We start from the raw sequence: 24,328 nt of genomic DNA on the forward strand, positions 1-24,328 counted from the left end.
TAAATTCTAGCGTATTTATTCCTTTTTGTAAGCGGCGCATACTGGCTCCATCGTTTAACCAGACAAGGAAGCATCATGAAAATCGTTATCATCGGCGCCAGCGGCACCATCGGCACGGCTGTCGCCGCCCAACTGGCGCAACGCCATGAAATCATCGAGGTGGGCAGCCGCAGCGGCACGCACCAGGCCGACATGGGCGACATCGCGCAAGTGCGCGCCCTGTTCAAGCGCATCGGCAAGGTCGATGCCGTCGTCGTCACGGCCGGCAAGCTGCATTTCGGCCCGCTGGCCGAATTCACGCCCGAGCAATTTCAGCTGGGCCTGGACAGCAAGCTGATGGGCCAGGTCAACGTGGCGCTGGTGGCGCAGGAATACCTGAACGACGGCGGCTCGATCACGCTCACGAGCGGTATCGTGGCCGACCAGCCCATCCGCTTCGGCACGGCCGCCACCATGACCAACGCGGCCGTGGAAGGTTTCGTGCGGGGCGCCGCCATCGAGTTGCAGCGCGGCGTGCGCATCAATGTCGTCAGCCCCACGGTGCTGGAAGAGTCGCTGGAGTCGTATGGCCCCTTCTTCTACGGCTTCGAACCGGTCGCCGCCAGCCGCGTGGCCCTGGCTTACAGCCGCAGCGTGGAAGGGGCGCAGACGGGGCAGGTGTACAAGGTCTGGTAAGCCGCTTGCCATGCCATGGGGCAGGTGGGACAATCGCAGGCTGAACAAGGAAGCGGCCGCGCCGTGATGGTGCGGGGTGCTTGCTTGCTGTGAACCACACACTGAGGCCCCATGAAAAACATCCTGATTCCCCTGCTGATGGCCGCCGCCGTCGGCAGCGCCTGCGCCGCGCCACAGGCAGCCACGCCGACAACCCCGGCCACCGCCGCACAACTGACCGCCATGAGCGCCCGCTATGCGCCCGTCGCGCTGACGGCCGATGTCACGCACCTGTCCGCAGGCGACCGCCAGGCCATCGCCAAGCTGGTCGAGGCGGCCAAGCTGGTCGACGTGCTGCAGCTGCGCCAGCGCTGGTCCGGCAATGAAGCGCTGTGGGCGGCCTTGAAGAAGGACAAGTCGGCCCTGGGCCAGGCCCGTCTGAACTATTTCTGGATCAACAAGGGTCCCTGGTCGGTGCTCGACGCCCACGCCTCGTTCATGCCGGCCAGCTATGCCGGCATCACGATTCCCGCGCACAAGCCGGAAGCGGGCAATTTCTATCCGCAGGGCGCCACCAAGGCCAGCCTGGAAACGTGGATGAATGGCTTGCCGGCGGACGACAAGCAGCAGGCACAATGGTTCTTCACGACCATCCGCGCGGGCAAGGACGGCAAATACCACACAGTAAAATATTCGGATGAATACAAGGTGGAACTGAAGCAATTGGCCAAACTGCTCGACGAAGCGGCCACCGCCACGGACAATGCATCGCTGAAGAAATTTCTGACCCTGCGCGCCAAGGCTTTCCTCGACAACGACTATCTGCCGTCCGACTTCGCCTGGATGGACCTCGATTCGCCCGTCGACATCACCATCGGCCCGTATGAAACGTATAACGACGAGCTGTTCGGCTACAAGGCCGCCTTCGAAGCCTACGTGAACATCCGCGACCAGGCGGAAACGCAAAAGCTGAACTTCTTCGCCAAGCACATGCAGGAGCTGGAAGACAACCTGCCGCTCGACGCCCAGTACCGCAACCCGAAAGTGGGCGCGCTGGCGCCGATGGTGGTGGTCAACCAGGTGTATGGCGCGGGCGACGGCAACATGGCCGTGCAGACGGCCGCCTACAACCTGCCGAACGACGAGCGCATCATCAGCGCGCGGGGCTCCAAGCGCGTCATGCTGAAAAACGTGCAGGAAGCCAAGTTCAAGGCCACCCTGACGCCGATTTCGAAACTGGTGCTCACGCCCGAAGCGCAGCAGGACGTGGATTTCAATTCCTTCTTCACGCACATCCTCGCGCATGAAATCATGCACGGCCTGGGCCCGCACGCGACCGTGGTCGACGGCAAGCCATCGACGCCGCGCCAGGACTTGAAGGAAGCGTATTCCACCATCGAAGAAGCCAAGGCCGACATCACGGGCCTGTTCGCGCTGCGTTACATGATGGACAAGGGGCAGCTGAACGATACCCTGGGCCAGGGCGACGTGGCCGAGCGCAAGCTGTACAACACTTTCCTCGCTTCCGGTTTCCGCACCCTGCATTTCGGCTTGACGGATTCGCATGCGCGCGGCATGGCCATCCAGATGAATTACATCCTCGACAAGGGCGGTTTTGTGTCGCTGGGCGATGGCAAGTTCGGCGTCGATTTCAGCAAGATCAAGCAGGCCGTGATCGACCTGGACCGCGAATTTCTGACCATCGAGGCGACGGGCGATTATGCGCGCGCGCAAGCGATGATGAGCAAATACGTGGTCATCCGCCCGGAAGTGCAGGTGGCGCTGGACAAGATGAAGGCCGTGCCGAACGATATCCGTCCGGAATTCGTCACGGCGCGCGCGCTGGACAAGGCGGCGAAGAAATAAGCCCGAGCTTGATTCTTGTCAGTGTGAAAAGCCGGCGCCTTTGCGCCGGTTTTTTTTCGTCTTTATTTATGAAAAGTTGCCAGTTTTTCCTTGTGGAAATATCCGCGCCGCTTACCCTGCAATGGTTGCTGCCCCATTTGTCCTGTCGCCCCCATGCCCAATCCGCTCTTGCTGATGAGCTTGCTCATCGCCCTGTCTCCTTTGCCTGCCGTGGCTGCCGCCAGTCTCACGGATCTGGAAGTGCGCTGGCTGCAGGCGGGCCAGGCCGTGATCGCATTTGCGCGGGCGCAAGGTTTGCCCATCGATATCATCGTGCAGCCGCAGGAGGCGCCCGGCGCCGTGCCGCTGGCGCTGGGCTACGCAGCCGGGCGCTGCAAGCTGGTGCTGTCCTTGCGCGGCAATGCGCAGGCGGACAGCGTCTTGCAAGGCGTGCCATGGGCGCGTTACGGTGTGATGATCGAAGCGATGACGGCGCATGAAATCGGCCATTGCCAGCGCTACGCGCAGGGCGACTGGCATGCCTTGCCGCGCGGTTTTGTCGAGCCGCTCAGCATGCAGCCGGGCAAGTTGACTCCGCTGGCGCAGGAGCTGCGCGAGACGCGCCGCGAAGAGGCGTATGCGGATCTGGTGGCCCTGGCCTGGATGCATAGGCGCCACCCCGGGCAGTACCAAGAGGTGCTGGCCTGGATGCGCGGCGTGCGCGCCGGCGACGATAGCGCGGGCGGTTCGCACGCCACGCAGGCATGGCTGGCGCTGGCCGATGGCGAGGGTGTATTTGATGACTCCGCTTCACCATTTGAACAGGCGCAAGTATTGTGGCGGAAGGGCTTGAGCGGCGACAAATAAACATGATTTTTTCCGCAGATGGCCTGTCAGCGTGTGCTGTCGCACGGAGCTTTGCGTCCGGCAGGGGTCTAATCTGGGCATCAATTAACCAGAGAGGAACCATCATGAACAAAATGATCGCACTCATGCTGGCCGCCAGTGCCAGCGCCTTGCTTGCCGCCACGCCCGCGTATGCGCAGGATGCCTCATACAAGAGTTTGACGGACAAGGCATCAAGTGATTACAAGCAGGCCAAGGCCGCCTGCGACAGCCACAGCGGCAACGCGAAAAAAGTCTGCGTGGAAGAAGCCAGGGTGGCGCGCGCCAAGGCCGATTCGGACGCCGTGGCCCAGTACCGCAACACGCCGCGCGAGCTGGGCAAGGCCCGCAAGGACGTCGCCAATGCCGAGTATGACCTGGCCAGGGCCAAGTGCGGCGACCGCACTGGCGCGGATAAAACCACGTGCATGAACGATGCCAAGGCGGCGAAAACGGCGGCCCTGGCCGACGCGAAAACGGGCGCCAGGGCCGGCACCAATGTGGCGCAAAATCCGCCCGCCACGACGAAGGAAAATTGCGACGCCATGGATGCGACGGCCAAGGCCGCCTGCGTGACGCGCAACGCGGCCGGCAGCACCAAGACGGCCGTGGCCGACTCCGTCATCACCACCAAGATCAAGGCTGACCTCGTCAAGGACAATGACTTGAAAGCGCTCGATGTGCACGTGGAAACGGTGAACGGCGTCGTCATGCTCAGCGGCTTCGTGCCTTCCCAGGCGCAAGTGAAAAAAGCGGCCGACCTGGCCCGTGGCGTGGAAGGCGTGACGGATGTGAAGAATGGCTTGAAAGTGAAGTAAGCGCATTTTGTACAGATGTTAAGGCCAGGGCTGGAGCCGCACGCAGCAGTGCAGCTCCAGCTTTTTTCGATTGTATAAATTACGATCATAATATAACATGGGAAAAAGCCCGCCAGCAGGCGGTGCTGGGCTAACTCTTTTCTCATGGGGACTGCATGCTTTCCTATCCTTTTTCGCAATGGCTGGAGCGGCGCGGCATGCACTTTGCCTGGGTCATCGTCGCCATCACTTTTCTCACGGCATTAACCTCGTCGGCCGCGCTGGGCTTGCCCGGCGCGCTGATGCAACCGTTGAGCCGAGAATTCGGCTGGGATGCGGAGCAGATTTCCTCGGCCCTGGCCGTGCGCTTCGTGCTGTTCGGTTTGATGGGCCCGTTTGCCGCCATCCTGATGGAGCGCTTCGGCTTGCGCAATATCATTTGCGTGGCCCTGGGCCTGATCGCCGCCGGTATGCTGCTGGCCACGCGCATGACGCAGTTCTGGCACTTGGTGGCCCTGTGGGGCATCTTGCTGGGCCTCGGTTCGGGCATGACGGCGCTGGTCTTGAGCGCCGTGGTGGCGAACCGCTGGTTCGAGACGCACCGGGGCCTGGTGGTGGGCGTGCTGACGGCCAGCTCGGCTACGGGCCAGCTGCTGTTCCTGCCCGTGGGCGCCTGGCTGATCGAGCACTACGGCTGGCGCACGGCCGTCATGCCCGTGTTTGCCGCCTGCGCCATCGTCGCCGTGCTGGCCTTCCTGTGCATGCGCAACCGTCCGCAGGATGTGGCCTTGCGTCCGTATGGCGCCGATCCGGCCACGCCGCTGGCGCCACCGCCAGCAGCGAAGATGACGTTTGCCACGCCCTTTTTGATCTTGCGCAGTGTTGCCGCGAATCGCACCTTCTGGATACTGTTCGGCACCTTCTTCATCTGCGGCCTCAGCACCAACGGCCTGATCCAGACGCATTTCATTTCCCTGTGCGGCGACTCGGGGCTGTCCGCCGTGCCGGCCGCGTCCGTGCTGGCCATGATGGGCGCCTTCGACCTGTTCGGCACCATCCTGTCGGGCTGGCTGTCGGACCGCTATGACAACCGGAAATTGCTGTTCTGGTACTACGGCTTGCGGGGCTTGTCGCTGTTCTGGCTGCCGTATTCGGAATTCACCTTGTACGGCCTGTCGCTGTTTGCCATGTTCTACGGCCTGGACTGGATCGCTACCGTACCGCCCACCGTCAAATTGGTGGGGGCCACGTTCGGCCGGGAGCGGGCGGGCATGGTGTTCGGCTGGATCTTCGCCGGCCACCAGCTGGGCGCCGCCGTGGCCGCGTATGGCGCGGGGCGCATCCGCACCCTGATGCTGACCTACAACCCGGCCCTGTTCGCGGCCGGCGCCGCCTGCCTCGTCGCCGCGCTGATGGTGCTGGCAATTCAACGCCAGAAGGCGGCCGTGGCCGCCGCCCAGCCCGCATGAAAAAAGCCAGGCCCGCGTGTGCGGAGCCTGGCTTTTTCATTTTTTCAAGATTTCAAGAACGCCTCAGAACACGTTCAGGGCAAGGCGCATTGCCGAAGGCAGTACGAATAGTACGACTAGGCAATGCAACGCCGCCATGGACTGTTCTGTGGTGTTCTTATTTTAAGTACTTGGCCAGCCAGCCTTCCAGTTCGCTGTAGAAGAAACGGCTGTTCTCGCCCTTCAAAATCCAGTGGTTTTCGTCCGGGAAGACCAGCAATTTTGCCGGCACGTTCAGGCGTTGTTGCACGGCAAAGTTCATCAGCGCATTGTTGGCCGGCACACGGTAGTCGAGCTCGCCCACGGTGATCAGGATCGGTGTCGTGAAACCCGTGCCTTTTTCGTGGTTGCCCGCTTGCATGACCGGGCTTTGGTCGCGCCACACGGGCAGGTTCGACCAGACGGGGCCGCCTGCATTCGTTTCACGGCCGAAACCTCCGTCGCTGGTGCCCCACTGCATGATCAGGTCCATTTCGCCCGCGTGCGAGACGATGGCCTTGTAGCGCGTGGTGGTCGCCTGCAGCCAGTTGGCCAGGTGGCCGCCATAGCTGGCGCCGCCGGCGGCCAGTTTCGTGCCGTCGATGAATGGATATTTCTTGATGGCTTCATCGACGCCTTGGTTGACTTCGTCGCCCGGGCCCTTCAATGGGTCGAATTGAATCGAGCGCGAGAATTCCTCGCCATAGCCGGTGGAACCCTTGTAGTCCGTCAGCAGCACGACATAGCCGGGCTTGGCCAATAAATGATAGTTCCAGCGCAGCACGAACTGGTCGCGCCACATGCTGGCCGCGCCGCCGTGGATGACGGTAAACAGCGGATATTTCTTGTTCGGGTCGAAATTGGCCGGCTTGACGAGCATATTGTGGATCTGGCGGCCGTCGGCCGTCGTGAACCAGAAGTGCTCGGGCGCCTGCCAGTCGATCTTATCTGCCTTGTCCGTATTGAAAGCCGTCAGGCGTTTCGGTTGCTTGCCGTTGAAGGCATAGATTTCCGGCGGGTTGATGGCGGACTCCCACACGCCGACCAAAGCCTTGCCGCCGCTGCTCAGCGAGTTGATGGTGCCCGTCGGCAAGGATGGTTCCTCGCGCACGTCGCCGCCCCTGGCGTCGATCGAGTACAGCTTTTCCAGGCCCGCATGTTCATAGCTGAAGATGATGCGCTTGCCGCCTTCGGGCAGCACGAAGCGCGAAATCGAACGGTCCAGCTTGGCCGTCAGGATGGTCGGCGCAGGGTTGCTCAATGGCCAGGCGAAGCTGGCCAGGCGCTTCACGTCATACACTTTACCGGGCGTTTGCGCGTCGCTCAAGGCGAACAGGGTCTTGCCGTCGGCCGAAAATTTCAGGGAAGCGTAGCTATGTTTGTCCTGCGTCAAGCGCTGTGCTTCGCCGCCCGCCACGGGCAGCAGATACAGTTGCGAATAGACGGCTTCGCGCTGGGCCGCGTCGCGGTTGGTGGCCGCGTTGAAGACGACGGCCTTGCCGTCCGGCGTCCAGACGGCGTCCAGCGATTGTCCCTCGTCGCCCTGGCCGCCGCCGAAGCCCGGCAGAGTGACCAGTTGCGTGCCCGACAGGATGTCGCGCGGCGTGTTTTCACCTTTCGTATCAGGCTGCGCATCGACGATGAACAGGCGCACTTGCTTGTCGGTCAGCCATTTGTCGAAATAGCGGGGCGCCGTCGTTTCATACGAACGGGCGCTGTATTTGCGTTCCTTGCGCTCTTTCGCGCTTTGCTTGACGTCGGCTTCCGTCTTGTTGCCTGGATAGATGTCGCTGATGAACAGCAATTGCTTGCCGTCCGGGCTCCATTTCGGCATGCGCGCGCCCAGGGTGAGCGAGGTCAGGCGTTGCGCTTCGCCGCCGGCGGCCACGTCGAGGCGGTAAATCTGACCCGCTTCATCGCCGTCGCGCTTGGCAACGAAGACCAGCTGGCGGCTGTCCGGCGACCAGGCCACGGCGCTTTCGCCCCCCTTGGAAGAGGTCAGGCGGCGCGCGGGGCTGTCGTCAAGCAAGGATTTGATCCACAGGTCGGACGATTGGTCTTGGCTAGAGTAGGCACTGTCGACCACGGAAAACACGGCCCAACGCCCATCGGGGCTGGCGACGGGCGCGCCCACCCGTTTCATCAGCCACACGTCTTCATGCGTGATGGCGTGCCTGGCGTTGGCTTGCTTGGCGGCAATTGGCGATGCCGGCGTGGTATCGGCGGCGTGGACGGTCGTTGCCAGCGAGGCGCAGGCCGCTGCGATCAGCAGCGAGCCGAGGGAACGGCGAAGACGGGGTGAGGTCATGGGCGTGGTCCGGAGTAGTGAAAAAAGTACAGCGGGCAACATTATTGCCCATCGTTTCCTGCACTGCCAAGGCTGTGTACCGTTACTTACCAGGCCGGCGCACGCATGGCGGACGGGTGGGGCGTATCCGATCAGTTAAACTTGCCGCTTTACTCACGCTGGCGCCGATTCAACATGAAAATTAGTCTACCTTTATTGAAAACGCTATTGCTGGGCGCGAACTGCCTGCTGGCCGTCCCGGTTTTTGCCGCTGCCGCCGCACCGTACCCGAATACCAGCGCCATGGGCGTGGGTCACGCGGAAAGCACGGCCTGGTATGCGGCTTGCCTGAAGGTCAAGGATGCGGCGCCGCCGCCCGCCGACTTGCCGGCGCCGTCCGCCGTGGCGTCGCTGCAGCAATGCCAGGCAACGGACCTGTATTACGATACCAAGAGTATGTCCTCGCCCAAGCCGGCCGACTGGCGTCCCGCGCGTCATTGCGCCATGGCTACGCAGAACAGCGCCGTGCTGATGATGCTGTACCAGAATGGGCAGGGCGTGCAGAAAGACCCGTTGCTGGCGCTGAAGTATGCGTGCAGCATCGATGCGGCGCCGGCCGAGATGCGGGGGCGCATCGAGCACTTGCAGCAGATCAATGCCAGCGGACGCGGCATGATCGACCTGTGTGACGACATAACCAGCGGCTACATGATGGGCGTGTGCAGCGCCATCGATGCGCGGCAAAAGCAGCGCGTGCGCGCGCAGGCGACAGATAAGGTCAGTGCGGCCATGCCGGCCGTGGCGCAAGCGTCGCTGCAAAAGCTGCAGGCGGCGGCAAGCAAGTTTGCCGACGCGCGCGCGGCGAATGAAACGGATTTGAGCGGCACAGCGCGCGCCGCCCTGAGCATCGCCGCCCGCACGGCCGAGCTCGACCAACTGGCGCACGATCTGCGCGAGTATGAAGCGGGCAAGTTGCCAGAAAGCATGTCCAAGGAACAGGCGGCGGCGCTCGACAAGGAACTCAACGCCATCTACGGCAAGCTCATGAAAAAGCCGGCGGAAACCCATGCGGGCGCTGTGGGCAAGGATGGCATCCGCGCCACCCAGCGCCTGTGGCTGGCGTACCGCGATGCCTGGATGAATTTTGGCGCTGTGCGCTATCCAGCCGTGACGAGCGAGACCTGGGCCGGCCGGCTGACGTCGCGGCGCAATGTGCAACTGCAAGATTTGCTGGGGAATTGAGCCATGCGGGAAGCGTACTACCACGAAGACGATTTTTGCATGATCGAACTGTTGCCGCTGGATAATTTACAGCACTGTCTGACGCAGATGGGCGAGCAGCAGGCGTTCGCCGACGCGCACCGCAGCGGTGCCGGCTGGACGGACATGTACGTGCCCGAGGCGCCGCCGTCGCCGCTGCGCGCGCTGGGCCTCACGGCGGACCAGCTGCGCCTGGCGCTGGCCGATGCCTTGCCGCCCTACGACGCCGTCTACACGGGCTACAGCAGTTACCGGGTGGAATGCAAGAACGTGCTGGCCTTTGGCGGCGAGCACACGGAAACCCTGTTCGCGGGCCTGGACGACGACGGCATCGTGTGCGACCTGTGGTGCAGCGATGGCATGCCCGGGCTGATGCTGCTGCCTCTGAAGGAGCGGTTGCTGCTGGCCGACTGGGGCGCGGGGTTTGCCTGTCCGCTGGCCGATGGGGAACTGTTCGCCCGTTATCTGCAGGAATACGAACTCGACTGATTTACTCGCAGGCGATGGCGTTCGGCTGCGCCACTTTGACGACCGACGCCAGGCGCGCCATGTCGTTGCCGTCGCCTTGCTCCACATACGGTTGATACGTATCAATGACGATGCGCGCACGGGCTTGCCAACCGCAATTGTCGGCCTGGCGCGCGGGTACGCGCAGCAGCCGGCGCGCCTCGCCATCGTTGCTGAAACAAAACCACGCATCGTGCGTGGCGGCAGGGCGGGGCAGGCGTCCCCACTGCGCCTTGTCGGGCGCGAAGCAGACGCGTTTGCCAATGATCTCCAGGCTCATCTCGTCCGTGCGCGCGCTGTACAGGCCGTCGAACACGATGGGCGTTTGCGCCTGGGCCTGTCCCGGGAACTGGCATAGCAGCGTGCCGAGGGCGTAAGCCAGAGCCAGGCAAGCTTGTCTGTTTCTGGCGTGGAATTGCTGTAAATGGTTCACGATAGGTTGGCGATAGAAAATATGAATCAGGTGGACAAGCTGGCCGCAACAGGTTTAGCGGCACCCGGCCGTGGGTATTGATCCCTCAGTATAGCGTTTTCGACATTCTGTAGCTGTTTGGGCAAATGCCTGATCCGTGGGCTCTCACCGGTCTTCCAGAAGCGCACCATGCATGCGCCAATGCTCGTCAATGCGCCTGGACGCTTCCGGCGTAAATAAATCCGTGCAGTTAATGATGGATACCACATCGAACTGCTCGACGAAGTAAAGGGCATTGTCGGCAGCGTGCTTGGCCGGGCTAAATAATTTTTGCTCCGTCGTGATATCGCCTGTGATAAAGCCCAAATCCGTGCGCATGCTGATTTCATCCTCGAGTCCATGACGGATATTTTTCGTGGTGGTGATTTCGATATAGCAGCGTTCCAGGGATTGCACGAAGGCGACGGATGTCAGGTCGCTGCGAATGAAATTTTTATATTTGCTCATGAGCTGCGGGAGGATTTCAATGGAGGTAATCCCATTCTTGCCCGTTTGTACGGCACGTAGGGCCGTACTCTTGTTGCTTTGCTTCACGGTCGCTTCCCATTTGTTCTTGCTGGCTTTGAGTTGGTCCTTGGTAATGCCCAGGGTTAAGCCGGAACTGTGCGCGAGGTCATGGTCGTTCGGACATAGCACGATCAGATTCGCATAGCCATTGTCCTTGCTGATTTCATATTCTTCGATGTGATGCACCACGTAGGCCACGCCTTTGCCGCCTTTGCATATATTGCATATATAGTTGCTGTTGTCGAGAAGGCGAAACAGGGTGTCGGTAGGAATTTCTTCCCGCATCAGCGCCTGTTTGAGAAATTTCGCTTCAGCCTGATTGAAACCATAGGTATCTATCAGATTTTTCTGGTTGATGGCTCTGGTACTTGTGACGGTCAGGCCCGCAGTGATGGCCCTTTGCGCCAAATCTGAAGCCACCCCATATTGCAGGAATTTTTCTACCTTGCTCATTGCATCTCCGGTTGTCATGTGTCGGCAATAATTATGCGTGCGGTGCAGTGTTGCCCGAGAGGCGAACCTCCCATGGCTTGCTTGCTGTAATCTTAACTTACAAGATATAGGTATTGATGGCAATTGCTGATGCTTTGCTGCCATGCCGGGGAAGCAAAGCATGGCGTATCGCACATGCGCCAGGGCGAGACTGGCAAGTGGGATGGGCGTGGGGGATTTGTTGACGACAGGTACGCTGAATGCAAAAAAGCCAGGCTCAAGGCCTGGCTTTTCTGGTACTGCGCATTCGTGGTAGGCCGTGCGGGATTCGAACCTGCGACCAACGGATTAAAAGTCCGCTGCTCTACCAGCTGAGCTAACGACCCGAAAGAGGCCGCATTATATATCAGTTGAAAAAGAATGCAAAGCATTCCTGCGAGAAAGTGCCGGCCTGCTAAGGCAGGGCCGCCGTGAGCTTCAGCACTTCGTCGAGACTGGTCGTGCCATCGAGGATCTTGCGCGCGCCGGCGATGCGCAGCGGCGTCATGCCGTCCAGCAGGCTCTGGCGGCGCAGCGCGTGCAGGTCGGCACCCGCCTTGACCAGCTGGCCGAACGTTTCCGTCACGCCCAGCAGTTCATAGATGCCGGCACGCCCCAGGTAGCCGCTGTGCCGGCACAGGGCGCAGCCGACGGGGCGGTACGCTGCGGCCGGCCGTTCCAGCTGGCCGCCCGTCAGGCGTTGCCAGGCAGCGGCGCCGGGGGCGGCGTCCAGCTGCTTGCAGGCTGCGCACAGGCAGCGCAACAGGCGCTGCGCCAGCACGCCGGCCAGGCACGCTTCCAGCAGGTAGGCGGGCAAGCCCAGTTCCAGCAGGCGCATGACGGCCGAGGGCGCGTCATTGGTGTGCAGGGTCGACAGCACCAGGTGCCCCGTCAGCGCGGCCTGGATGGCCATCTCGGCCGTGGCCAGGTCGCGGATCTCGCCCACCATGATGATGTCGGGATCCTGCCGCATCAGCGCCCGCACGCCATCGGCAAACGACAGTTCGATGCCGGCCTGGGTTTGCACCTGCATCTGGTTGAAGGCCGGTTCGACCATTTCGATGGGGTCTTCCACCGTGCACACATTGACTTCGCTGCCGGCCAGCGCCTTCAGGGTGCTGTACAGGGTGCTGGTTTTGCCGGAGCCGGTCGGGCCCGTCACCAGCACGATGCCGTGCGTGCGCGTCGTCAGCTGGCGCCAGCGTTCGGCGTCCGCGGGTGGGAAGCCCAGCTCGGCGAGGCTCTTGACGGCCACTTCCGGGTCGAAGATACGCATGACGAGCTTTTCGCCGAAGGCCGTGGGCAAGGTCGACAAACGCAGTTCGATTTCCTGCCCCTGCGCATTGCGCGTCTTGATGCGGCCATCCTGGGGACGGCGCTTTTCCACCACGTCCATGCGCCCGAGCAACTTGATGCGCGCCGTCATTGCCAGCAAGACCACGGGCGGCAGCTGGTAGGCCTGGTGCAGGCGGCCGTCGATGCGCAGGCGCACGAGGCCCGCGTCGCGCTTCGGTTCCAGATGGATGTCGGAGGCGCGCTGGGCAAACGCGTATTGCCACAGCCAGTCGACGATGCGCACTACGTGCTGGTCGTTGGCGTCCAGGTTACCCTTGTTGCGCCCCAGTTCCACCAGTTGTTCGACATTCTGGCGCAGCGCCAGGTCTTGCGTGGAGGCTTGCCGGGCCACCTTGACGGAACTGGCCAGGCTGAAAAATTGCGCGATGGCATCGGCGATGTGCAGCGGATTGGCGATGACCAGGCTCAGCTTGCGCGGCGCCAGCTTGCCCAGCTGGGCCTGCCAAGCGAGCGCGTACGGCTGGGCCGTGGCGATGACGATGCGCTCCGGCGTGCTTTCCACGGGCAGGATGTTGAAGCGGGCCGCATAGCCGGCCGTCATGACGTCGGCCACCTGGCTGAAATCGATGTGCAGGGGATCGATGCGCAGATACGGCAGGCTTACGCGTTGCGCCAGCCAGGCGCACAGGGTATCGAGCGTCAGCGCGCCGTGGGCGATGCTGCACAGCGGATGCAGGGCCGGCGCCGGCAGCAGGGCGGCCTGGGCGCCGATGGCGGCCGCTTGCGCCGCGTCGAGCAAGCCGTCTTCCTGCAGCCAGGCCAGCAGTTGCGGCAGTTGCAGCGGCGTATCGGGAGAAGGAGGGGATGCGGGCATGGCCGGCGCCTTTCCGGGCTGCCGGCCTTGCCTGGACTTGCCGGCGGTTACAGGGTGCTGACGATGCCCTTGACCCAGGACTTGGCGGGCAGCTTGGTCTCGGCGACGATCTGCTTGGCGCGCTCGAGCAGGGCGGCTTGCGCTTCGGCATCGAGTGCCACTTTCGTCTTGAAAGCGATGGCCACCACGTTCCCATCATGGACTTCCGGCAGGCAGATCACCTGTTCGAACGCAAACTTCATCGCCTTGATGTTCTTTGCATAGCTGGGATGGTCGCCAAACAGGTTGACCGTCATGATGCCGTGCGGCGCCAGGCAGGCGCAACAGGCGGAATAGAACTCGGCGCTGTCGAGCACGGGACCGCGCGCCGTGGCGTCGTACAAGTCCACTTGCAGGGCGTCCAGCGTGCCGTGGTTGGCCTCATCGTTGACGTAGTCGAGCGCATCCATTTCGCGCACGTGCAGGCGCTCGTCGTTGGGCGGCAGCTTGAACATCGAGGCGCAGATGGTGATGACGGACGGGTTCAGTTCGATGGCCTCGACCTGTGCCTGGGGGAACTGGCGGTAGCAGAACTTGGTCAGCGCGGCCGTGCCCAGGCCCAGCTGGGCGAGGCGCTGCGGCTGCTCGATCCACAGCATCCACGCCATCATCTGCTGCGCGTATTCGAGTTCCGGCCAGTCCGGCTTGCGGATGCGCATGGCGCCCTGCACCCATTCCGTGCCGAAATGCAGATAGCGCACGCCGTCCATTTCCGACAGGGTGACAGGGGCGTAGCGTGGCTTGCGCGCAGGGCGCGAGGATTCGACTTGTTCGATGGATTTTCGTTTGATAAGCATAAGGCGGCCTGAAAGTGTGCCGCATTATAGCCCGTGCCGGGGCGCCATAAAAAATGCCAGCCCCATGAGAAAGACATGGGGCCGGCATTTTAGTACTGAGTAACAACGCTTGACAGAAGCGTCGCGAGCGGAAGGCAGAGGTGGCCGAGAAGCGCAACCGTACTCCAGTACGGTGAGCATCGCAGGCCACCTATGCCGACGCGCAGCAGCTTATGTCAGGCGTTACTGTTGAGCTGGCTCGATGGAGACGCGCAAGCGGATGCGTTCGCCCGGATCGTAGGACATGATGCTCGTGTAGTTGCGGCCGCGGTAGTCGTAGGTGACCTGGTAGCCATTGTTGCGCGATTCCCAATGGTCGACCTGACGGCATTGCTTGACGGCTTGTTCCTGCATGCCGCCCTGGTAATTGTTCTGGTTGTCGACACGGTCACCGACGACGGCGCCGGCAATCGCGCCAGCGGCTGCCGCAGCCGTGCGGCCATTGCCGCCGCCGACCTGGCTGCCGAGCAGGGCGCCGGCGATACCGCCGACGATGGAGCCGCCAGCGCTGCGCTGTTGCGGCGGTGCCTGGACTTGCACGTATTCCGTACGGCATTCCTGGCGTGGACGATTGATCTGTTCCACTTGCGGCACGACGCGCACGACCTTGCCGAAATCTTCAAAGTCGGCGGCCTGGGCGAGTGGCAATGCACCGATACAAAGGGCTGACATCATCAATTTGGCTTGCAAGTTCATTTGTAACCTCGTTATCTAGAGAATCTTTCAGGGTATTTTTTACAACTTGGGGCTATAGTAATCCCGCCGGGCGGCGACAAGTGTTTCGCGTGGCAACAAAATGTAACAGCCCAAGCCCCTTGCCCCACAGTCTGTAACATGCACTTTCAATCGATACAAGATGTTGAAGTGACTTGAAACCAGCGGTTTGTAACAAATCTTGCGTTTGACATCATATTCGGGTTGATTCATGCAGGACAACACGTTACCCTAATACGCGTATGGCTTATATAAAATCGCACTGAATCGCATAAAAGTTGATACAGATCGAATCACCGCGTGCGCATTGACCCGCGTGCGGGGATGCAATAAGAAGAGCAGCTAGAAGATATCCATACATAACAGGTCGATTTGAGGGAAAAATGAGTTTGTTACTAACCGTGCCGCCCAACCTTGTCCAGTCCATCCGTGCCTTTCGCGTGACCGAATTACAAGACGAGGCGATCCGTCTCGGGCAGCACTTTTTATATGCGCATTGCAACGCTGGACAGACCAAACAACAAGTCATCGGCATTATTGCAGAAGCATTCCTGTTTCCGAAGAACCTGGCGAAGAATTTCGACGCCCTGCGCCTGTGCCTGACGGATACCATGTTCAAGGCGGGCACGCAAACGGGCTTCCTGGTGGTGCTCGAGCAATTGCCAAATACGCAAAAATTCGACAAGGAAGCGCGCGAGATCCTGCTCGACGTGTTCCGCGACGCGGCCGACTACTGGGCCGAGAAGAAAGTCCCGTTCCGCGTCTTCTATTCGTTTGAGTAAATACTTACTCTTGCCGCAGCGCCCTCAAGCGGGCCTCCGGCGCAGGTGAAAACCGGCATCGCCGGGCGGCTGCGGCGCGCCGGCGCTCATGTTGCGCCGCAACAATAATACCGGCCTTTCTAGATTCGCATCGCCATAGCGGGTACAATGCGCGCTATGAAAAATATCGTTATCCTCATTTCCGGACGCGGCAGCAACATGGAAGCGGTCGTCCGCGCGGCGCAAGCCGAGCAATGGCCAGCCCGTATTGCCGCCGTCATCAGTAACCGGGCCGATGCCCAGGGACTGGTTTTTGCCGCGGAACACGGGATAGCGACGGCAGTCGTTGCCAACAAGGATTATGCCAGCCGCGAACAGTTCGATGCGGCGCTGCAAGCCGTGATCGACGGCTTCGCCCCCGACCTGGTCGTGCTGGCCGGTTTCATGCGCATCCTGACGCCGCCCTTCGTCGAGCATTACGCGGGGCGCATGCTCAATATCCACCCGTCGCTGCTGCCGCTGTTCCCGGGCATGGCGACGCACCGCCAGGCGCTCGAGGCGGGCGTGACGGAACACGGCGCGACCGTGCATTTCGTGACTGCCGAGCTTGACCATGGCCCGGCCGTGGCGAGCGCGGTGGTGCCAGTCTTGCCAGGCGACACAGAAGACAGCTTATCGGCGCGCGTGCTGGTACAGGAACATCTGCTTTACCCGCGCGCCATCCGCCTGTTCATTGACGATAAACTGTCAGTCGAGCATGGCCAGGTCCGCGTGGACCCTCAATAAAATATTACAGGAAGAATAACAATGAGATTGCCACCAGCGATACTTGCCAATGCTGAAGAAGTATTGCGCGAAATTTTACGTTTCACGGCCCCGGCCGACACCACCCTGTCGCGCTATTTCCGCGACCATCCGCGCCTCGGTTCGCGCGAACGCGGCGCCATCGCCGAAGGCATTTATGCCGTCCTGCGCAACAAATCGTTCTTCACGGACTTCGCCGAAGCGGGCAGTGGCCCGACCATGCGCCGCCTGACCATCCTCGGCCTGGCCGAAGCCGTGGGCGCCGACTCCTTGGGCGGCTTGACGGAAGAAGAAGTGGAATGGCTGGAACGCATCACGCAGATCGACCGCAGCCTGATGCCGTCGAACATGCGCGCCAACATGCCGACCTGGCTGTTCGACAAGCTGATCGCCCAGTTCGGCGAAGCGGAAACCATGAAGCTGGCCGATGCGCTGAACGCGCCGGCGCCGCTGGACTTGCGCGTCAACTCGCTCAAGGCCACGCGCGACGACGTGATGCTGGCTCTGGCCGAAGCGCCTATTCTCAGCACGCCGACGCCGTATGCCCCGCTGGGCTTGCGCGTGATCAAGAAGCCATCGTTGCAAAACCTGCCATTGTTCCAGAGCGGCGCCATCGAAGTGCAAGATGAAGGCAGCCAGATCCTGTCGCAGATCGTCGGCGCCAAGCGCGGCGAGATGGTCGTCGATTTCTGTGCCGGCGCGGGCGGCAAGACCCTCGCATTGGGCGCGCTGATGCGCAACACGGGCCGTTTGTACGCGTTCGACGTGTCGGAAAAGCGTTTGGCCAAGCTGAAGCCGCGCATGGCCCGCAGCGGCCTGTCGAACGTGCATCCGGTGCAGATCGCGCATGAGCGCGATGCCAAGATCAAGCGCCTGGCCGGCAAGATCGACCGCGTGCTCGTCGACGCCCCATGCAGCGGCCTGGGCACCCTGCGCCGCAATCCGGACGTGAAATGGCGCCAGCAGCCGAACTCGATCGTGGAATTGCAAGCCAAGCAGGCAGCCATCCTGGCCGGCGCGGCGCGCCTGGTCAAGGGCGGCGGCCGCCTGGTGTACGCCACCTGCAGCTTCCTGAACGAAGAAAACGACTTTATCGCGGAGCAATTCCTGGCCGCCCATCCGGACTTCACCCTGGTGCCGATGAGCAAGGTGCTGGCCGAACAGAAGATCGAGCTGGAAATGGGCGACTACCTGAAATTGTTGCCGCACTTGCACCAGACCGACGGCTTCTTCGCCGCCGTGTTCGAGCGCAAGGTCATGCCGAAAAAAGTCTACGCTGATGAAAAACCGGCCGACGACGCTGACGCTGAACAAGCCGAGTAAGCCTGTCACGGGCCGCCGCTGCACCTGGCAGTGGCGGCTTTCAATGCCGCCGGCCCGCCTGGCGGCATGGGCCTAGCCCCTCCGTATCACCTCCGTCCCACCCGTCTCACCTTCCGGACCGCATCCGCCATGAATGAAACCCCACTGCTGAATCTGATCACTGACTTTGTCGATGATTTCCGTCAACCGGCCATCCTGTGGCAGGCGCTGGTCATCGTCGCCTGCCTGGCGCTGAGCTGGCTGCTGGTGCGGCAGTTGCGCGTGTTCCTGCATCAGCGGGCGGAAGCGGCCACTGTCCCGGCCACGCCGGAAACCTTGCAGCGCACGGACAGTTTCATCCGCATCCTGACGCCCGTGCTGGCGGCCATGCTGCTGGGCATTGCGCAGCATTTCCTGGCCAAGTTCCAGTCCGTGAACCTGCTCAGTATTGCCATTCCCCTGTGCACCTCGATGGCGCTGGTGCGCTTCGGGTTTTATGTGCTGCGCCGCATTTTTGCCCGCCACGGCGACATCAGCCCGACCATGTTGCTGCTGGAGAAGATCTTCACGGTGGTGGTGTGGGCCGGCATGGCCCTGTACATCACGGGCCTGTGGCCGGAATTGCACACCTTCCTGGAAGGTATCGTCGTGCCGCTGGGTCGCAACAAGGTGTCCGTGGCTGCCATCTTGCAAGCCGCTATTTCCGTGGCCGTGCTGCTGGTGCTGGCCATGTGGGCCGGTACTTCGCTCGACGAGCGCCTGATGAAAATGCAGGGCTTGCACACTTCCTTGCGCGTGGTGCTGTCGCGCATGGGGCGCGCCGTGCTGATCCTCGTTTCCGTGCTGGTCAGCCTGTCGCTGGTGGGCATCGACCTGACGGTGCTGTCCGTGTTCGGCGGCGCCTTCGGCGTGGCGCTGGGCTTTGGCTTGCAAAAGATCGCCGCGAACTTCGTGTCCGGTTTCATCATCCTGCTGGACCGCAGCCTGACCATCGGCGACATGATTACGGTGGGTCAATTCACGGGCAAGGTCACGCAAATCAATACGCGCTATACTGTGTTATTGGGTGGCGATGGCGTTGAATCCATCGTGCCGAATGAAATGCTGATTTCCGGCGGCGTGCAGAACATGTCGCTGAGCAACCGCATGGTCTGGCTGTCGACGGCCGTGTCGGTGGGCTATGAAACGGATCTGGATGTCATCTTCCCCTTGCTGGAAGCGGCGACGGCCAAGGTGCCGCGTGTGTCGCAAAGCAATCCGCCATCGGCTACCCTCGTGCGTTTCGGCGCCGACGGCCTCGATGTGCAGATCGGCTTCTGGATCGCGGACCCGGAAAATGGCACCGGCGGCGTGAAGTCGAATGTGAACCGCGCCATCTGGCGCACCTTGCAGGAACATAAGGTCACTGTACCGTTTCCGCAACGCGAATTGCGTATTGTTGGTACGCCTCCTGCCCCGCTCGCCAGCGCGGCAGAGGGTGAGTCCGCCCCATCCGGCACCCAGCCTTAACCTCGCTGCCTGCCTCCGATTTTGCCTGACCGCACCCATTAGGGCGTACAATCACGCCTAAAATTAACTCTGCCGGACCTCCAGAGTCACTGGAGCGACCGTGCGCACGCCCTGTCCACTTGGAGTAGTAGTAATGACATTGAGTTCCGTTTTACACGACGTTTTGCAGTTCATGGCAACTGGCATTACCGATCTGTCCGCATGGCAAGTTTTCCTGTACACCATGGTGGTCACGCATATCACCATCGCCAGCGTCACGATTTACCTGCACCGCCACCAGGCCCACCGGGCGCTGGAATTGCATGCGATCCCCAGCCATTTCTTCCGTTTCTGGCTGTGGCTGACGACGGGCCAGGTGACCAAGGAATGGGCGGCCATCCACCGCAAGCACCACGCCAAGTGCGATACGGAAGAAGATCCGCACAGCCCCGTGACGCGCGGCATCAAGAAAGTCTTCTGGGAAGGCGCCGAGCTGTACCGCGCTGAATCGAAGAACATGGAAACCATGGCGAAATATGGTCACGGCACGCCGACGGATTGGATCGAGCGCAACCTGTACACCAAGTACAGCTGGCTGGGCGTGGTGTCGCTGTTCGTCATCAATTTCATTTTGTTCGGCGTGATCGGCATTTCCGTGTGGGCCGTGCAAATGATGTGGATACCCATCACGGCGGCCGGCATCATCAACGGCATCGGCCACTACTGGGGCTACCGCAACTACGATTGCGCCGATGCGGCCACCAACATCATTCCGTTCGGCATCCTGATCGGCGGCGAAGAGTTGCACAACAATCACCATACCTATGCGACCTCGGCCAAGCTGTCGTCGAAATGGTATGAAATCGATATCGGCTGGGCGTATATCCGCGCGCTGGAAATGCTGGGCCTGGCCAAGGTGAAAAAGCTGGCGCCAGAGCCGAAGTTCTCGCACGGCAAGCTGGAAGCGGACTTCGAGACCTTGCAATCGGTCATCGCCAACCGTTACGACGTGATGGCCAAGTATGCGAAATCGATCAAGCATGCCTGGAAGGAAGAGCTGGAACACCTGAAGCACAAGGCGGAACTGGAAAAGCGCTTCCTGAAATCGTCGCGCAAGCTGATGCAGCGCGAGCCGGGCAAGCTGGCAGATGCGCACCACGAACAGCTGTCGGAATTGTTCCAGCACAGCAAGGCGCTGGAAACCATGCACCACATGCGCGTGGAGCTGGGCGCCATCTGGGAGCGTTCGCACTTTACGCGTGAGCAATTGCTGCAAAAGCTGCAAGACTGGTGCACGCGCGCCGAAGCGTCGGGCATCAAGTCGCTGCAGGATTTCTCCTTGCGCCTGCGCAGCTATGCCTGAGTAAGCTGTTGCGTCATATCAAGGCCCTGGTTTCCAGGGCCTTTTTTTCGTCCCGGCACAAGGGGCGAGCGGCGGGAGGAAAATCAGGGCGAAAAAAAACCGCTCATCGGAGCGGCTCTTTTTACAGAACACAATATCAATTACTTGATTTTGGTTTCTTTGTACGTTACGTGCTTGCGTGCTTTAGGATCGAATTTCATGATCTCCATTTTCGCAGGCGTCGTACGCTTGTTTTTGGTGGTCGTGTAGAAGTGACCCGTACCGGCGGTCGATTCTAACTTGATTTTGTCGCGGCCTGATTTTGCCATGATAGCTCCCTTATTCTGCTAATTAGACTTTTTCGCCACGAGCGCGCATATCGACCAATACGGCGTCGATGCCGACTTTATCGATGACGCGCAGACCGGCGTTGGACAAACGCAGGGAGACCCAGCGGTTTTCAGATTCAACAAAAATACGACGATTCTGCAAGTTAGGCAAAAAACGACGTTTGGTTTTGTTGTTTGCATGGGAAACATTGTTGCCGACCATCGGCTTCTTCCCAGTGACTTGGCAAACACGTGCCATGGCGCACTCCTTAAAGATATTCCAAATTGGAAAAACGAGAGTATATCCAAAATAAGCCGATTTATCAATGACTTGCGAAAAACAATTGTGTCATGTTGTATTGAAATAATTTAACAATTTGACTTTTCCCCTTCTTCATAGGGGAAGGCACTGGTAAACAGCGCTGTTTACTGTTAGATAAGCGTCTCGCTGCAGTGACGTATGTCCTTGTTTACACATGGTTAACTGCCGCCTGGCCAGCCCCGGCCTAGATCTGGCCGTGTTCCGCGAACGAATGCACGTGCCGTCCGGCCACGACGAAATGGTCGAGGATGCGCACGTCCACCAGCGACAACGCTTGCACCAGCGCGCGCGTCAGCAATAGATCCGATTCGCTGGGCTCGGGCGCGCCGGACGGGTGGTTGTGCGCCAGCATCACGCTGGCCGCGTTGTGCAGCAGTGCCTGCTTGACGACTTCGCGCGGATACACGCTGGTGTGGGTGAGGGTGCCGCGAAACATTTCCTGGGTCGTGATCAGGCGGTTCTTGACGTCCAAAAACAACACGTGGAATGCTTCATGCGCCAGGTGGCCCAGGGTCAGGCGCAAATAATCTTTCACGGCGTGCGGCGAATTGAGGGTCTGGCCCGCCTGCAAGTCTTCGATGATGGCGCGCCGCGCCAGTTCCAGCACCGCTTGTAGCTGGGCAAACTTGGCGCTGCCCATGCCGTGCACGGCGGAAAAGCTCACGAGGCTGGCGCCAAACAGGCCCCGCAGGGAGCCGAAGTGCTCGACCGTGTCGCGCGCCAGTTCCACGGCGCTCTTGCCGCGCACGCCCGTGCGCAGGAAGACGGCCAGCAATTCCGCGTCCGACAGCGATTGCGCGCCATCCTCGATCAGGCGTTCGCGCGGCCGTTCGCCGGCCGGCCAATCCTTGATGCCCATCTTGCCTCCCGTTCGCGCCCGGCTGGTCGTGGCGCCTGCCGATGATTGTCGCGCCTTCCCCGGGCGGCCATGCTGCGCTAGCTCGTCTTCATGGCGAATCATATGAAAAAACAAAAACCAAGATGCCCGACCCGGCCATTTTCAAGCGCTATGATTTGCCTGTCGTTGCATTCCATGCAAGTTGCAGCGATGGGGAGTCAGGGCCCTGAACTCAATGTCTTCCACTTGTTTGACAGGAGTCGTCATGCCGTACATCAAAGTTATCAATGGAGTCATGCAAGAGTTCAACGCCGCCGGCGTCAACACGGGCAAGGTCAGCGGCATCGGCCTCAATGCGCACGCGTATCTGGAACACCGCAACTGGAGCGTTACCGCACCGCTGACGCCGGACGTGAAGAATCCTGATTACAGCACCGATTTTCCGTATCTTGCGGCCAACGGCTTCAAGTACCTCCAGGTGATGCTGGCGCCTTTCAACGGCAAGGAGGGCGGTTGGAACTGGGGCGAGGTCGTTGGCAAGCCCGATTTCGCAACCGACAACACGCTGACCGCACTCAATATCAAGCCCGCATACTGGGCCGTGATCCAGGCGCTGCTCGATTGCGCGCTGGCCAATGGCATCGGCATCATCGCCTGCCCATTCTGGAATCCCTACGCCGTGCCGCAATTGGTGGGCGAGGCGGGCCCTGCGGGCGCTACAAAAGACGAGCAGGCCGCCGCCGCGCGCGTCGCACTGGCCAATCCGCAGTCGAAAACACGCCGCTACATGCGTGCCTTTGCACAGGCTTTTGCGCAGCACTACAGCAACCACGCCGGCATCGCCGCCTGGATGGCTGCGCAGGAACTGAAGGGCGTGACGGAGATGAGCTTGAGCGTTTGCCGGGAAATCATCCAGGAAACGGCGCAATTGCTGCGTGACAACGATGGCCTGGCGCGCATGATTTCTTCCGGTAACGCGGGCATTGCCCATACTTGGCCCCGGCAAGGCTCTTTGCAGCAATACGTCACGGAAACCCTGCCATTGATGAATCCGGACCCGGTCGACTGCCTTTGTGAAAACCTGTTTCTGGGTAATGAATATGTGAGCAGCGCCCTGGACAACAGCGCGGATTTGCCGGCCGACTTCGTCTCGTCTTCACTCGCTTACCTGCAAGTGATGCAGCGCGCGGCCAAGGCCTTGGGCAAGCCGTATTACCTTGGCAGCTTTTGCCTGTCGGAAAAGCAGGAGCAGGCGTTGCAAGATACCGAACGGCAAGATAACTTGCACGCCTTGCTGAGCGCCATACGCCGTACGGGCGTGCAACTGGCATGCTATTGGGACTGGAACGGCGGCAAGCCCATGCAAGACGACGGTCTGAACCTGGTGGAAACACCCGCCTACAGCAACGGACGCAAGGCCGTCTGGGATGCCTTGCGCGGCGACGATGCCGTCCGTCAGGCGCCGCCCACGCCTTGCTTCGGCGTCAAGAAAACCTTGCAATTCCAGCCTGGCCTCCTGCTCACCGTGCCGTCATCCGTGCGCTACGAGAGCGCCGATTTCTCGCTGTCGTATTGCATCCGGCAGCAGGCATTTTCCACGATGGTGGGCCGGGGCGGGGCTTTTGTCGCGCGTCAGGCGAACCTGAAAGGATGGACGCTGCTGACGCAGGATATCCAGACGTTCCTGTTCCTGCGCAACAGTGCTGGTGCGGGCTTCAATAACAATGGTCACGGCGTGAACGTGGATGGCGCCAACCGCTGGTTTCGCTGCACCTGCACCGTCAAGCATGATGGTTCCATCAGCCTGTACGTCGACGATTTCCTGATGTCGCAGGGCAGCAAGATGGTGACGCCATTCGTGCAGGCCATCGGCGCGCCCCTGGTGATCGGCCGCACAGTGGATGCGCAGGAGCAGGGCGCGCCAGCCTGGCAGTTGTCGGACGTCATCCTGTACGACCGCGTGCTGACGCCGAAGGAAGTGTATGACTATGGCCAGTATGGCATCGTGCACCGGCCCGTGGGACGCTGGAAGCTCGACGGCAACCTGGAAGACAGCTCCGGCTTCGGCAATCACGCCAGCACGGCGGGCGGGTTGACGTACGTCAACGTCTGATTCGCTGGATCGACGTCGGATGTGTTGCGCGGCCATGTTTTTTGACAAAAGCATGGCCGCGCCGAGATGGCATGGGGCGCGCTGGCTCAGGGTGGCTT

Annotated in this window: 22 protein-coding genes and 1 tRNA gene; 13 read left to right on the forward strand and 10 right to left on the reverse strand. The window is 61.0% G+C overall.

Annotation, left to right across the window (positions count from 1 at the left end):
- The first annotated feature begins 3 nt into the window (after nucleotides 1-3).
- The 5 genes from OX459_RS03345 (at nucleotide 4) to OX459_RS03365 (ending at nucleotide 5,650) form a co-directional block, all read left to right on the forward strand.
- Nucleotides 4-675, forward strand: a complete 672-nt coding sequence (locus tag OX459_RS03345; protein ID WP_289904815.1) for a short chain dehydrogenase — start codon at nucleotides 4-6, stop codon at nucleotides 673-675.
- A 111-nt stretch (nucleotides 676-786) separates the two neighbouring features.
- Nucleotides 787-2,520 carry a hypothetical protein gene (locus OX459_RS03350; RefSeq protein WP_289903837.1) on the forward strand — a complete coding sequence of 578 codons (1,734 nt, stop codon included), beginning with the start codon at nucleotides 787-789 and terminating at the stop codon, nucleotides 2,518-2,520.
- Between the two features lie 153 nt (nucleotides 2,521-2,673).
- On the forward strand, nucleotides 2,674-3,366 hold the full coding sequence (locus OX459_RS03355) for a hypothetical protein (RefSeq protein ID WP_289903838.1): 693 nt from the start codon (nucleotides 2,674-2,676) through the stop codon (nucleotides 3,364-3,366).
- Between the two features lie 104 nt (nucleotides 3,367-3,470).
- Nucleotides 3,471-4,202 (forward strand): BON domain-containing protein, encoded by a 732-nt coding sequence (locus tag OX459_RS03360; protein WP_289903839.1) that lies wholly within the window; start codon nucleotides 3,471-3,473, stop codon nucleotides 4,200-4,202.
- A gap of 155 nt (nucleotides 4,203-4,357) precedes the next feature.
- Entirely contained in the window at nucleotides 4,358-5,650 is a 1,293-nt protein-coding gene (locus OX459_RS03365; RefSeq protein WP_251350666.1) for an MFS transporter, read from the forward strand.
- 157 nt (nucleotides 5,651-5,807) lie between these two features.
- Here the strand turns inward: OX459_RS03365 and OX459_RS03370 are convergent, their stop codons facing one another.
- On the reverse strand, nucleotides 5,808-7,976 hold the full coding sequence (locus OX459_RS03370) for a S9 family peptidase (protein WP_289903840.1): 2,169 nt from the start codon (nucleotides 7,974-7,976) through the stop codon (nucleotides 5,808-5,810).
- 174 nt (nucleotides 7,977-8,150) lie between these two features.
- On the opposite strand from OX459_RS03370, the gene OX459_RS03375 reads away from it, so the two are divergent.
- Nucleotides 8,151-9,197, forward strand: coding sequence for a lysozyme inhibitor LprI family protein (locus OX459_RS03375; RefSeq protein ID WP_289903841.1), 1,047 nt, complete (start codon nucleotides 8,151-8,153; stop codon nucleotides 9,195-9,197).
- A gap of 39 nt (nucleotides 9,198-9,236) precedes the next feature.
- On the forward strand, nucleotides 9,237-9,704 hold the full coding sequence (locus OX459_RS03380; RefSeq protein ID WP_289903842.1) for a hypothetical protein: 468 nt from the start codon (nucleotides 9,237-9,239) through the stop codon (nucleotides 9,702-9,704).
- A gap of 1 nt (nucleotide 9,705) precedes the next feature.
- Here OX459_RS03380 and OX459_RS03385 read toward each other — a convergent pair whose 3' ends face one another.
- The 6 genes from OX459_RS03385 to OX459_RS03410 form a co-directional block, all read right to left on the reverse strand.
- On the reverse strand, nucleotides 9,706-10,155 hold the full coding sequence (locus OX459_RS03385) for a hypothetical protein (protein ID WP_289903843.1): 450 nt from the start codon (nucleotides 10,153-10,155) through the stop codon (nucleotides 9,706-9,708).
- Between the two features lie 144 nt (nucleotides 10,156-10,299).
- Nucleotides 10,300-11,154: an HNH endonuclease signature motif containing protein gene (locus tag OX459_RS03390; RefSeq protein WP_289903844.1), complete on the reverse strand. Its 855-nt coding sequence runs from the start codon at nucleotides 11,152-11,154 to the stop codon at nucleotides 10,300-10,302.
- Between the two features lie 289 nt (nucleotides 11,155-11,443).
- Nucleotides 11,444-11,519: transfer RNA gene (locus OX459_RS03395), tRNA-Lys, on the reverse strand.
- A 68-nt stretch (nucleotides 11,520-11,587) separates the two neighbouring features.
- Complete coding sequence (locus OX459_RS03400) at nucleotides 11,588-13,342, reverse strand: GspE/PulE family protein (protein ID WP_289903845.1); 1,755 nt, start codon at nucleotides 13,340-13,342, stop codon at nucleotides 11,588-11,590.
- Between the two features lie 47 nt (nucleotides 13,343-13,389).
- Nucleotides 13,390-14,178 (reverse strand): spermidine synthase, encoded by a 789-nt coding sequence (locus OX459_RS03405; RefSeq protein WP_289903846.1) that lies wholly within the window; start codon nucleotides 14,176-14,178, stop codon nucleotides 13,390-13,392.
- A 222-nt stretch (nucleotides 14,179-14,400) separates the two neighbouring features.
- Nucleotides 14,401-14,913: a glycine zipper 2TM domain-containing protein gene (locus tag OX459_RS03410; protein ID WP_034785134.1), complete on the reverse strand. Its 513-nt coding sequence runs from the start codon at nucleotides 14,911-14,913 to the stop codon at nucleotides 14,401-14,403.
- Nucleotides 14,914-15,314: 401 nt separating this feature from the next.
- On the opposite strand from OX459_RS03410, the gene OX459_RS03415 reads away from it, so the two are divergent.
- The 5 genes from OX459_RS03415 (at nucleotide 15,315) to OX459_RS03435 (ending at nucleotide 20,649) form a co-directional block, all read left to right on the forward strand.
- Entirely contained in the window at nucleotides 15,315-15,713 is a 399-nt protein-coding gene (locus tag OX459_RS03415; RefSeq protein ID WP_034747450.1) for a barstar family protein, read from the forward strand.
- 156 nt (nucleotides 15,714-15,869) lie between these two features.
- Nucleotides 15,870-16,478, forward strand: coding sequence for a phosphoribosylglycinamide formyltransferase (gene purN, locus OX459_RS03420; RefSeq protein WP_099666788.1), 609 nt, complete (start codon nucleotides 15,870-15,872; stop codon nucleotides 16,476-16,478).
- 21 nt (nucleotides 16,479-16,499) lie between these two features.
- Nucleotides 16,500-17,819 carry an RsmB/NOP family class I SAM-dependent RNA methyltransferase gene (locus OX459_RS03425; RefSeq protein WP_099666789.1) on the forward strand — a complete coding sequence of 440 codons (1,320 nt, stop codon included), beginning with the start codon at nucleotides 16,500-16,502 and terminating at the stop codon, nucleotides 17,817-17,819.
- A 129-nt stretch (nucleotides 17,820-17,948) separates the two neighbouring features.
- Nucleotides 17,949-19,307 (forward strand): mechanosensitive ion channel domain-containing protein, encoded by a 1,359-nt coding sequence (locus tag OX459_RS03430; protein WP_289903849.1) that lies wholly within the window; start codon nucleotides 17,949-17,951, stop codon nucleotides 19,305-19,307.
- 133 nt (nucleotides 19,308-19,440) lie between these two features.
- A complete protein-coding gene (locus OX459_RS03435; protein ID WP_034785142.1) occupies nucleotides 19,441-20,649 on the forward strand; it encodes a fatty acid desaturase in 1,209 nt (402 codons plus the stop codon).
- A 140-nt stretch (nucleotides 20,650-20,789) separates the two neighbouring features.
- Here the strand turns inward: OX459_RS03435 and rpmG are convergent, their stop codons facing one another.
- The 3 genes from rpmG to radC form a co-directional block, all read right to left on the reverse strand.
- Nucleotides 20,790-20,957, reverse strand: a complete 168-nt coding sequence (gene rpmG / locus OX459_RS03440; protein ID WP_010400929.1) for a 50S ribosomal protein L33 — start codon at nucleotides 20,955-20,957, stop codon at nucleotides 20,790-20,792.
- Nucleotides 20,958-20,979: 22 nt separating this feature from the next.
- Complete coding sequence (gene rpmB, locus OX459_RS03445; RefSeq protein ID WP_010400928.1) at nucleotides 20,980-21,216, reverse strand: 50S ribosomal protein L28; 237 nt, start codon at nucleotides 21,214-21,216, stop codon at nucleotides 20,980-20,982.
- Nucleotides 21,217-21,463: 247 nt separating this feature from the next.
- Nucleotides 21,464-22,138, reverse strand: a complete 675-nt coding sequence (radC, locus tag OX459_RS03450; RefSeq protein ID WP_099666791.1) for a DNA repair protein RadC — start codon at nucleotides 22,136-22,138, stop codon at nucleotides 21,464-21,466.
- Between the two features lie 244 nt (nucleotides 22,139-22,382).
- Between radC and OX459_RS03455 the strand changes: the two genes are divergently transcribed.
- Entirely contained in the window at nucleotides 22,383-24,230 is a 1,848-nt protein-coding gene (locus OX459_RS03455) for a LamG-like jellyroll fold domain-containing protein (RefSeq protein ID WP_289903851.1), read from the forward strand.
- Nucleotides 24,231-24,328 lie beyond the last annotated feature (98 nt).

The organism is Janthinobacterium sp. SUN026, assembly GCF_030397625.1.
In the GTDB taxonomy this organism is placed as follows: Bacteria; Pseudomonadota; Gammaproteobacteria; order Burkholderiales; family Burkholderiaceae_D; genus Janthinobacterium; species Janthinobacterium kumbetense.

Bases quoted from the DNA above. Each gene is read 5' to 3' on its own strand.
- radC (WP_099666791.1), bottom strand. From the start codon at position 22,138: ATGGGCATCAAGGATTGGCCGGCCGGCGAACGGCCGCGCGAACGCCTG.
- OX459_RS03370 (WP_289903840.1), bottom strand. From the start codon at position 7,976: ATGACCTCACCCCGTCTTCGCCGTTCCCTCGGCTCGCTGCTGATCGCA.
- OX459_RS03380 (WP_289903842.1), top strand. From the start codon at position 9,237: ATGATCGAACTGTTGCCGCTGGATAATTTACAGCACTGTCTGACGCAG.
- OX459_RS03350 (WP_289903837.1), top strand. From the start codon at position 787: ATGAAAAACATCCTGATTCCCCTGCTGATGGCCGCCGCCGTCGGCAGC.
- OX459_RS03415 (WP_034747450.1), top strand. From the start codon at position 15,315: ATGAGTTTGTTACTAACCGTGCCGCCCAACCTTGTCCAGTCCATCCGT.
- OX459_RS03425 (WP_099666789.1), top strand. From the start codon at position 16,500: ATGAGATTGCCACCAGCGATACTTGCCAATGCTGAAGAAGTATTGCGC.
- OX459_RS03355 (WP_289903838.1), top strand. From the start codon at position 2,674: ATGCCCAATCCGCTCTTGCTGATGAGCTTGCTCATCGCCCTGTCTCCT.
- rpmG (WP_010400929.1), bottom strand. From the start codon at position 20,957: ATGGCAAAATCAGGCCGCGACAAAATCAAGTTAGAATCGACCGCCGGT.
- rpmB (WP_010400928.1), bottom strand. From the start codon at position 21,216: ATGGCACGTGTTTGCCAAGTCACTGGGAAGAAGCCGATGGTCGGCAAC.
- purN (WP_099666788.1), top strand. From the start codon at position 15,870: ATGAAAAATATCGTTATCCTCATTTCCGGACGCGGCAGCAACATGGAA.
- OX459_RS03365 (WP_251350666.1), top strand. From the start codon at position 4,358: ATGCTTTCCTATCCTTTTTCGCAATGGCTGGAGCGGCGCGGCATGCAC.
- OX459_RS03410 (WP_034785134.1), bottom strand. From the start codon at position 14,913: ATGAACTTGCAAGCCAAATTGATGATGTCAGCCCTTTGTATCGGTGCA.
- OX459_RS03400 (WP_289903845.1), bottom strand. From the start codon at position 13,342: ATGCCCGCATCCCCTCCTTCTCCCGATACGCCGCTGCAACTGCCGCAA.
- OX459_RS03405 (WP_289903846.1), bottom strand. From the start codon at position 14,178: ATGCTTATCAAACGAAAATCCATCGAACAAGTCGAATCCTCGCGCCCT.
- OX459_RS03390 (WP_289903844.1), bottom strand. From the start codon at position 11,154: ATGAGCAAGGTAGAAAAATTCCTGCAATATGGGGTGGCTTCAGATTTG.
- OX459_RS03435 (WP_034785142.1), top strand. From the start codon at position 19,441: ATGACATTGAGTTCCGTTTTACACGACGTTTTGCAGTTCATGGCAACT.
- OX459_RS03375 (WP_289903841.1), top strand. From the start codon at position 8,151: ATGAAAATTAGTCTACCTTTATTGAAAACGCTATTGCTGGGCGCGAAC.
- OX459_RS03360 (WP_289903839.1), top strand. From the start codon at position 3,471: ATGAACAAAATGATCGCACTCATGCTGGCCGCCAGTGCCAGCGCCTTG.
- OX459_RS03430 (WP_289903849.1), top strand. From the start codon at position 17,949: ATGAATGAAACCCCACTGCTGAATCTGATCACTGACTTTGTCGATGAT.
- OX459_RS03455 (WP_289903851.1), top strand. From the start codon at position 22,383: ATGCCGTACATCAAAGTTATCAATGGAGTCATGCAAGAGTTCAACGCC.